We start from the raw sequence: 8,040 nt of genomic DNA on the forward strand, positions 1-8,040 counted from the left end.
GAATCAGGACAGCCGGGAACGCACGATTTCGCTAACCGTCTTGCCGTCAAAGCGACCAGCGACCTTGGCCGTGACCGGCTTCATGACAGCCCCGATGGACCGCATGGAAAGTTCCTGCCCATCAGCCTTGAGTGCTGCGATCTCCCCATCGACGATCGCCTCGACTTCCTCGCGCGTGAGGGGCTTGGGGAGGTAGGCCTCAATGATCTCCGCTTCAGAAACTTCGGCTGCCGCCCTGTCCGGTTCGCCGGCTTCGGTGTAGATCCGGGCGGTATCCCTACGCTTCGCAGCTTCCTTTTGGAGCAGGGCTGTCACCTGCGCATCGTCCAGTTCAACAGGCGTCTTGCCGGATTTTTCGCGTGTGGTGATCTCGCCCAGTACGTTGCGCACCGTGGTCAGAGCGGTCTTGTTGCCGGCCTTCATGTGTTCCACGACGTCAGCTTTGAGACGGTCCTTCAGTGACATGTTGCTCCTTGCTCGGGGTCCAACCTCCAGCTTATTGCCCGACCGGCGGAGACCCGGCAGGAGGCAACCCTTCAGGCGGCTCCCGATCCACCGGCTCCCGGTCCACCGGCCCACTGACAACCACCTGCGCAGGACTGTGAAGGATGTACCCGTTGAGCCAGGAGAACAACGCCCGGGCCTTCTGCTGCAACCCGGACAGCAACGCCAGGTGGACCAGAAGCCAGGACAGGAATGCAAAAGTACCCTGCAACTGGATGCGCTTACGGCCAAGTTCAGCCACGGCAGCCCCGCGGCCCACCATCGCCATGTAGCCCTTGTCCACGTAATGGAATGGCTTCCGGCTGCCGCCGCCCAGATCGGCAACTATATTCCCCGCTGCCCACTTTCCCGCTTGCTGGGCTACCGAACCCAGTTGGGGCAACTTGTTCCCGGCGGCATCGGTAATGTTCGCAGCATCCCCGAGCACGTACACCCCGTCAACGTCGGGGGCTGTGAGGTCCTGGCGGACATCGATCCTCCCGCCCCTCCCCTGCGCCAGCCCCGAACCGGAGATGAGGTCGCCGCCCTTCAACCCACCGGCCCAGACCACGATCTGCGCCGGAATGAACGTCCCGTCGGCCAAAGAAACTCCATCGGAACGGACTTCGGTGACGCCCTGGCCCATGTGCAACTGCACGCCGACCTTCCCCAAGTGGTCCGCGGCGTAGTCCTGGGACTTCTTGGAAAAGGCGTTCAGAACCACCGGAACCATATCCACCAAATGCACACGGCAACGGGCCGCCAGCTCGGGCGAGAAGTACTTCCGCACCACGTATTTGACGTTCTCCGCCATGGCCCCGGCGGTCTCCACGCCCGTTGGACCGCCACCCACAACCACCACGTCCACCATGCCTTCGGGACTCAGATCGGCCTGGTCCAGGAGCCGGGTGAGACCCGTCCCGAGTTTCGTGGCATCAGTGACGGAATACAGCGGATAGGCGTACTGCTCAGCACCGGGAGTGTTGAAGAAATTGGGAACGGCGCCAACGGCCAGGACAAGGATCCGGCCCCCGAAGGTCCGGCCGTCCTCGGTGGTGACGCTTTTCCCGGCGGTATCCACGGACGCGACCTTGGCCGTCAGGACCTTCACCGTCTTGAACCTACGGAACACGGAGCGCAGCGGACGGGCAATGGCCGAAACCCCGATCTGCGAGGTGGCCAGCTGGTAGAGCAAAGGCTGGAACTGATGGTAGTTGTTTGAGTCGATCAGCAGGACCCGTACGCCCTTGCGCCCCAGCTCCTTGGCTGCTGCGACTCCCGCAAATCCGCCACCGACCACAATGACTTGGTATGTGTCATCCATTCCAGCAACTTACTTCACGGGGCGCGGCGGCAACAGGCCTTGACGGTCGGCTCCGGGAACGCCTCGGCACCGAACCCAAACGCACGACGGCGGCAGGTCGCCGTCGTGCGTTTATCTTCCGTGAGGGTGGGTACGCAGTGAATAGGTTTGCGCTTTCTGCGGGACAAGCGAAAGGGTGGGGCGCTGATGAACGACGATGGGCTGACAGATGCGGTGCAAGAGGCAGGTGCCGTTGAGCTCCTGTTGATCCGGCACGGTGAGAGCGAAGGCAACGTGGCCGCGACCGAGGCACGTGTGGCCGGCCTGGAGGTGATCGACGTTCCGGCGCGCGATGCGGATGTCAAGCTGTCCAGCACCGGGCAGGAGCAAGCCAAGGCCCTCGGAACCGCACTGGCGAAAATAGCGGAAGAGCAACGGCCGGACGCTGTGGTGTCCTCTCCCTACGCACGGGCCCGGCAAACAGCGGAAATAGCCATCGAGGGGGCCGACTGGCAGACCACCATCCTCACGGACGAGCGGCTGCGGGACCGCGAATTGGGAATCCTGGACACCCTGACCAGCCGCGGCGTCCAGGCACGGTTCCCCGAAGAAGCGGAGCGTCGGCTGTGGTTGGGCAAGCTCTACTACCGGCCTCCGGGCGGCGAATCGTGGGCTGATGTAGCGCTGAGGCTGCGCTCGGTGCTCGGCGAGCTCAACACCTTGAACAGTGGGCGGCGCGTCATGCTGGTGTGCCACGACGCCGTGATCCTGCTGATCCGCTATGTGTTGGAAGGCATGTCCGAGGACGAGATCCTGGACCTCGCGGCCACCACGTCGGTGCTGAACGCATCCATCACGAGGTACGTCCGTCCTTCGGGTGCCGGGCCGTGGACCTTGGACAGCTTTAACGTAGCGGACCACCTCACCGAGCAGGGTGTCACCGTCACCGAACACGCAGGAGACGCCAGTGTCCATCCCCAATGACGCACCAACCCCCGTCACGCCCTCGCTGTTGCGCGACTGGCCGCTCCCGGCGCCGGGTGAGGACAAGTATTCACGCGGCGCGGTGCTGGTGATCGGTGGTGCCCGTTCGACGCCGGGGGCTGCTTTGCTCGCGGGGATCGCTGCCCTCCGGGCCGGGGCCGGGAAGTTAACGTTGGCCGTTCCGGAATCGGTGGCTGTCCCCCTGGGAGTTGCGCTGCCGGAATGTGGCTCCGTGGGGCTTCCGGAAACAGCGAACGGATCCTTGAGCGGAGAAGGACTGGACCGGATTTCGTCCTACCTTGGGCAGGCAGATGCCGTCCTCATCGGACCGGGCCTGGACGATCCGGAGCTGACGGAGCAGTTGTTGCGTTCGGTCTTGGCACAGGAGGTTTCCGACGGTGAGCCGGGCGGCCATGGCGGGCCCGCCGTCGTCCTTGACGCCTTTGCTTTGGGTGTCCTGCCCAAGCTGAGGGACGTGGAACCATGGCGCGGCCGGCTGATCCTCACCCCCAACCCCACCGAGGCGGGGATCCTGCTCGGCCGCGACGTCAAGGACCTCGCAGAGGACGTAGCGGGGATCGCCTCGGAATTCAGCGCCGTCGTCAGTTGCCAAGGATTCATTGCCGGCTCCTCCCAAGGCAAAGACGACCCCGGGCTCTGGAAGATCACCACGGGCTACGGCGGCTTGGGCACGTCTGGAAGTGGTGATGTGCTGGCCGGGGCGATCGCCGGGCTGCGCGCGCGGGGCACCAGTGACGCGCAGGCCGCCTGCTGGGGTACGCATCTTCATGCAGCCGCGGCGGACCGGCTGGCAAGCAAACGTGGCCCGCTGGGTTTTCTTGCGCGCGAGCTTGCCGATGAGCTGCCGGCCCTCATGCTCGAGCTGAACACCTAGGCAGGCTTCAGGAGGTCCTGTTCCATCACCGCGGTACGTGAGAGCGTCTTGTAACCCTCCTGCTCAAACAGCACGGTGATCACATCGTCCTCGTGCCGCATCACCAGCCCGGCTCCCCATTCCTTGTGGACCACGGCGGCCTGTACGCGGAAGGGATCGTCGGTGGGTGAGCCGCCGCCGTCGTTCATCGCTGCGGCGAGCGGCGCCTCGGTGTCTTCGCAGGTATCGCAGTTCCCACATGGTTCCGGAAGTTCCTCGCCGAAGTAGCCCAGCAGGAACTGCCGGCGGCAGCTGCCGGTCTCGGCATAACCGCGCATCATGGTCAGCCGGGACTGGTCGACGCGCTGCCGTGCTTCCGCCAAGTCAACGGCCCTGGCAACCACGGAAGACAGCTTGGCCTTCGATGTGAGCCGAACCCCACGCTTGCCAACAGCCACCGCGTTGGCTTCCTCCAACTGGTTCACGAGCGCCGTCACCCGCCGCGACGGGAAGCCCGCGAGCTCAGCAATGGCCGACTTTGGTGCTGGTTCGCCGGCATGCTTGAGTACCTTCAGTACAGCCAGCAGGGCATCCTCGTCCGGCGCATGGGCGCTGAAGAATTTCCGAAGGCCAAGGTCCTCGGCACGGTAATGCAGGACTGCCTGCGCGCCTCCGCCGTCGCGTCCACTCCTGCCGATCTCCTGGTAGTACGCATCCAAGGACTCTGGAATGTCGGCGTGCACCACGAACCGGACGTTGGGCTTGTCGATGCCCATCCCGAAGGCGGTGGTGGCAACAACCACATCCAGCTCATCCGCCAGGAACTCCTGGTGGATGCGCTCCCGGTCAGATGCGGAACGCCCTGCATGATAGGCCGCCGCGCGGAGCCCGTTTCCCTCCAGCGCGGCTGCGTACTGTTCGGTGTCCTTCCGCTTGGCCGCGTAGAGCAGGCCCTTCTCCCCTGCCTTGGTCCAGGCGGTGATCTGTTCCACCACAGCCTTCCGCTTGGCCTTGTGCTCCTGGTGCCGAATCACCTCCAGCTGGATGTTTGGCCGGTCGAACCCACGAACCAGGACCAACGGTGACCGCATGCGCAGCCGCTCCACGATCTCTTCCCGGACAGGTGGAGAAGCCGTGGCCGTCAGCGCTGCCACGGGAGGGTTCCCCAGCCTTTCCCTGACGTTGCCGAGGTCCAAATAGTCGGGTCGGAAGTCGTGCCCCCAGGACGATACGCAGTGGGCCTCGTCCACTACGAACATGCTGACGCCGAGCTTTGCCAGTCGCTCAACTGTGTCCGGTTTGGCCAGCTGCTCGGGGGCCAGGAAAAGGAACGCCGCCTGCCCGGATTCCAGCGCTTCCCACGCGGCTTCCACCTCGGAATCACTGCGTGAGGAGTTGACGGCGACGGCGACCCCCTCGCCCAGTTGCCCCGTCAGCGCCTCCAGTTGGTCTTCTTGCAGGGCGATGAGGGGAGAAATCACGACGGCGGGACGTGCGGTCTTGTTCTTCATGCCCCGTTGGTGGAGGTACCACGCCGGTACTTGGTAGGTTGCCGATTTGCCGTAGCCGGTGGGCATGACAGCCAGGACGTCATGCCCGTCGGCGAGTGCGCCCATGGCGTCAAGTTGTCCGTCCCGAAGCTCAGGAAGGTTGAAGGCTGAGGCCGCCGCGTTGGTCAGCTCTGAATGGTCGGGCATGGCAGCAGCTCCGCACAGTTGAACCTGTGGCCGCTTGCTTCAGCCGAGAATCCACCCTATCGCCACCACGAGCGTGATCGACAATTGAGGCTTGTCCACAAAATGGTCAGTATGCTTAGCTTAACGGACGAGGCTGCCTTTCCATGGCGTAGGCCAGCCTCAACCGCAAAGCTTGAGGGAAGGACCCGGCATGCCGCTCTCCGATCAGGAACGCAGGGTATTGGAGCAGTTGGAACGCGAGCTCTTCATTGACGATCCGGCACTGGCGAGGCGACTGGAGTCCGGAAGACTTCCCCATCACGTCACTTCACCAAAAGCGCTCAACGTCCTTGCTGTCATTCTGGGGGTCGCCCTGATGCTGCTAAGCATCCCCATCTATCCGTCGCCCTGGGGTTTCCTGGGCTTCGTGCTGCTGGGCAGCGGGATCACGGCGCATTATGTCCAACGGCGGAAGGACCGGAAGCGAGGCTAGGCCTCTTTCGCCGGAACCTTGGGTGCCGGCGCCTTCCGGCGAAGCAGCACGGTGATGGCGGCCGCCGCTGCGAGTACCAATCCAACGATCAGCCCGAGAGTCCAGCCACTCAATGCCGCGGTGCTGGCGGCCTGTCCGGCCTGCGCCGCGGAGGGAACACCGGCGAGCGCCGCCTCTTCCGATGGCGCCTGAAGAGACGGAACGTTGATCGTCGGCAGGTGGTTGGCCGACTCCTCCGCCGCTGGCGGCGCACCGGGGTCGCCGAGCGGAACCGCAGACGAACCCATCTGGGGCCATGGCATGACGATCGGGGCGGATCCACGGGACGCGTCGAAGAGGGGTGCACCCGCCGCATTTGCCGATGAGCTGGCGGACTGGCGCGCGGCTTCGGCAGCCCTGGCCGCTTCAGCTGCCGCACCGGCGTCGAGCGTTGCCCTGTCAGCGATTCCCGTCAGTTCCGCAACCACGGCGTCGATGCGCGCCACATGGGCAGCCGTGGCCGCATCACGATCCGCAGCGGCCGCTTGGCCTGCAGTTGCATAGGACTGCTGATCTTCCCTGCCGCCACTCAGTGCCACGTCTGCGGCAGCGCGCACTTCCGGCCCCCCGGACGCGATGCTTTGGTACGCGAAGACTGAGTTGTCCAGCTCCCGCGCAAGGTCCAGCCCGTATTCAAGGAAGTAGCGGACATCGGGGTGGCTGCCCGATTCCAAGGCGACGCTTGCAGCCTCTTGAACGTTCGGCCCGCCGGTGCCGAGCGCCTGGTAGGCGCGCTGGCGGTCGGATTCGAACTCGTCACCTCCCGCATCGCGTGCCTCATCCAGACCCTTGGCAATGTAGGACTTGACCGCCTCATCACCACCAAGCAGCGCAACTTTGGCGGCCTTCTGCACGGTCGGGGTCTCAACGAGGGTGAGGTCAAGGGTCGCCTGCCGCGCTTTTGCCAGGTTCTTGTCCAAGTCTGCTCCGGTCAGTGCCGTCAACAGCCCGGGAAGTTCCTTTGCCGCCGCGGCAAACGCTTCGCGCGCCGGCTTTTGCCGAGCGAGCACAACACCCTCTTGCTCGTTCCGCAGCCGTGCCTGCGAGATGAGGAGGGTCCTGTCGGCCTCCAGCCGCGTCAGGTCTTCCGTCCTCGCGGTCGCGGCGATGTTCTGGGCCTGCCCGACGGCGGCAATCGCCCTGTCAGCGACCGCCGCGGTTCCAGCCGGGTTGGCCTTCACGTCCGCTTTGGTCTGCTCCAGAACCGTCGCGACGGAGGCTGCTTCAGCATCCCGGGCCGCGGCCACATGCTGTCCGTAACGAAGGAAGTCTGCAAGCACCTCGGGATCATTGGTATCCAAGGCCGCCTGCGCGCCAAGGGTCACGCTCGGCAAAGAGGAATCCGTCAACCACGTGACCTCCACGCGGTCATTGCCGGCCGCCACCTTCTTCCAGCCGTTGAGCACGAATTCCTCAACGGCCTCTTCGGACGTGTCCAAGCTTGTCGACGCAGCTTTCCGCACACTGGGCACGCCGTAATCCAGGAAGTTTGTCGCAGCTATCCGAAGGTCTGTTTGCCAGGCGCGCTCCCATCCTGTCGCGAGAAACGCGTCAATCTTGGCCGGATCGCCCGCGCCAAGCATCTTCGATGCCGACGAACGGACGTGCTCCGTTCCACTCACCGCCAACTCGGTGACCAGTTGCTTCCGGTCAGCAGCCAGCGGCGCGTCCTGTCCGCCGTCGATGAAGGCCTGTACGGAACCAGCACCGCCGGTCAGCGCCAAACCGGCAGCCTTACGCGTGGCTTGCCCGCCGTTCTTCCAGAGTTCCAGAACGCCCGGCACATCAGATGCCCGTTCAACAAAAGGCAACGGCGCCTGGGAGGCAGCCGGTACGTCGAAGACCGGCGAGTCGTAGGCCTGCGCGGGCGCAGCGACAAGGAGCGAGGCTCCAACTCCGGCGGCGAGAATGGCAGCAGAAAGGCGTCGCCGGGTACGGCGGAGTGCAGAGATCAAGAGTCCCCCAATAAAGATGCGAAGACAGGGTCCGAAGGTCTCCGTAGGCGACGCTGGAAGCGAGGGATGCCTACCGTTATGACCACCTGTCCGCGGCCATCCTATCCGACTCCGAAGGGCGCTCGTACCAACCCACACCCTGTTGCCTCATGTCAATACCTCCGGGAACTTTGAGTCGTTGCCTCATAGGTAAACCTCCGGCTGTCGTGGTGGTTCCATTGCTCGTTGACGGC

7 protein-coding genes are annotated in these 8,040 nt (G+C 64.5%); 3 read left to right on the plus strand and 4 right to left on the minus strand.

Annotation, left to right across the window (positions count from 1 at the left end; all coding sequences use genetic code 11):
* Positions 1–3: 3 nt before the first annotated feature.
* On the minus strand, positions 4–465 hold the full coding sequence (locus ACFVSJ_RS16970; RefSeq protein WP_387438112.1) for a GatB/YqeY domain-containing protein: 462 nt from the start codon (positions 463–465) through the stop codon (positions 4–6).
* A 31-nt stretch (positions 466–496) separates the two neighbouring features.
* Positions 497–1,807, minus strand: a complete 1,311-nt coding sequence (locus tag ACFVSJ_RS16975) for an NAD(P)/FAD-dependent oxidoreductase (protein ID WP_387438113.1) — start codon at positions 1,805–1,807, stop codon at positions 497–499.
* Between the two features lie 186 nt (positions 1,808–1,993).
* On the opposite strand from ACFVSJ_RS16975, the gene ACFVSJ_RS16980 reads away from it, so the two are divergent.
* Complete coding sequence (locus ACFVSJ_RS16980) at positions 1,994–2,770, plus strand: histidine phosphatase family protein (protein WP_387438114.1); 777 nt, start codon at positions 1,994–1,996, stop codon at positions 2,768–2,770.
* Positions 2,754–3,665: an NAD(P)H-hydrate dehydratase gene (locus ACFVSJ_RS16985; RefSeq protein ID WP_387438115.1), complete on the plus strand. Its 912-nt coding sequence runs from the start codon at positions 2,754–2,756 to the stop codon at positions 3,663–3,665. Before ACFVSJ_RS16980 ends, ACFVSJ_RS16985 begins: the two co-directional genes overlap by 17 nt.
* On the opposite strand, the gene ACFVSJ_RS16990 is transcribed toward ACFVSJ_RS16985, so the two are convergent.
* A complete protein-coding gene (locus ACFVSJ_RS16990) occupies positions 3,662–5,341 on the minus strand; it encodes a RecQ family ATP-dependent DNA helicase (protein WP_387438116.1) in 1,680 nt (559 codons plus the stop codon). The genes ACFVSJ_RS16985 and ACFVSJ_RS16990 overlap by 4 nt on opposite strands.
* A 190-nt stretch (positions 5,342–5,531) precedes the next feature.
* Here ACFVSJ_RS16990 and ACFVSJ_RS16995 point away from each other — a divergent pair, with 190 nt between their 5' ends.
* The gene (locus tag ACFVSJ_RS16995; RefSeq protein WP_387438117.1) at positions 5,532–5,813 is read left to right on the plus strand and encodes a DUF3040 domain-containing protein; all 282 of its coding nucleotides are present in this window, start codon (positions 5,532–5,534) and stop codon (positions 5,811–5,813) included.
* Here ACFVSJ_RS16995 and ACFVSJ_RS17000 read toward each other — a convergent pair.
* On the minus strand, positions 5,810–7,807 hold the full coding sequence (locus tag ACFVSJ_RS17000; protein WP_387438118.1) for an ALF repeat-containing protein: 1,998 nt from the start codon (positions 7,805–7,807) through the stop codon (positions 5,810–5,812). The two genes, ACFVSJ_RS16995 and ACFVSJ_RS17000, sit on opposite strands and share 4 nt — an antisense overlap.
* Positions 7,808–8,040 lie beyond the last annotated feature (233 nt).

Origin of the sequence: Paenarthrobacter sp. NPDC058040 (genome assembly GCF_042885775.1) — a bacterium.
Taxonomy (GTDB): domain Bacteria; phylum Actinomycetota; class Actinomycetes; order Actinomycetales; family Micrococcaceae; genus Arthrobacter.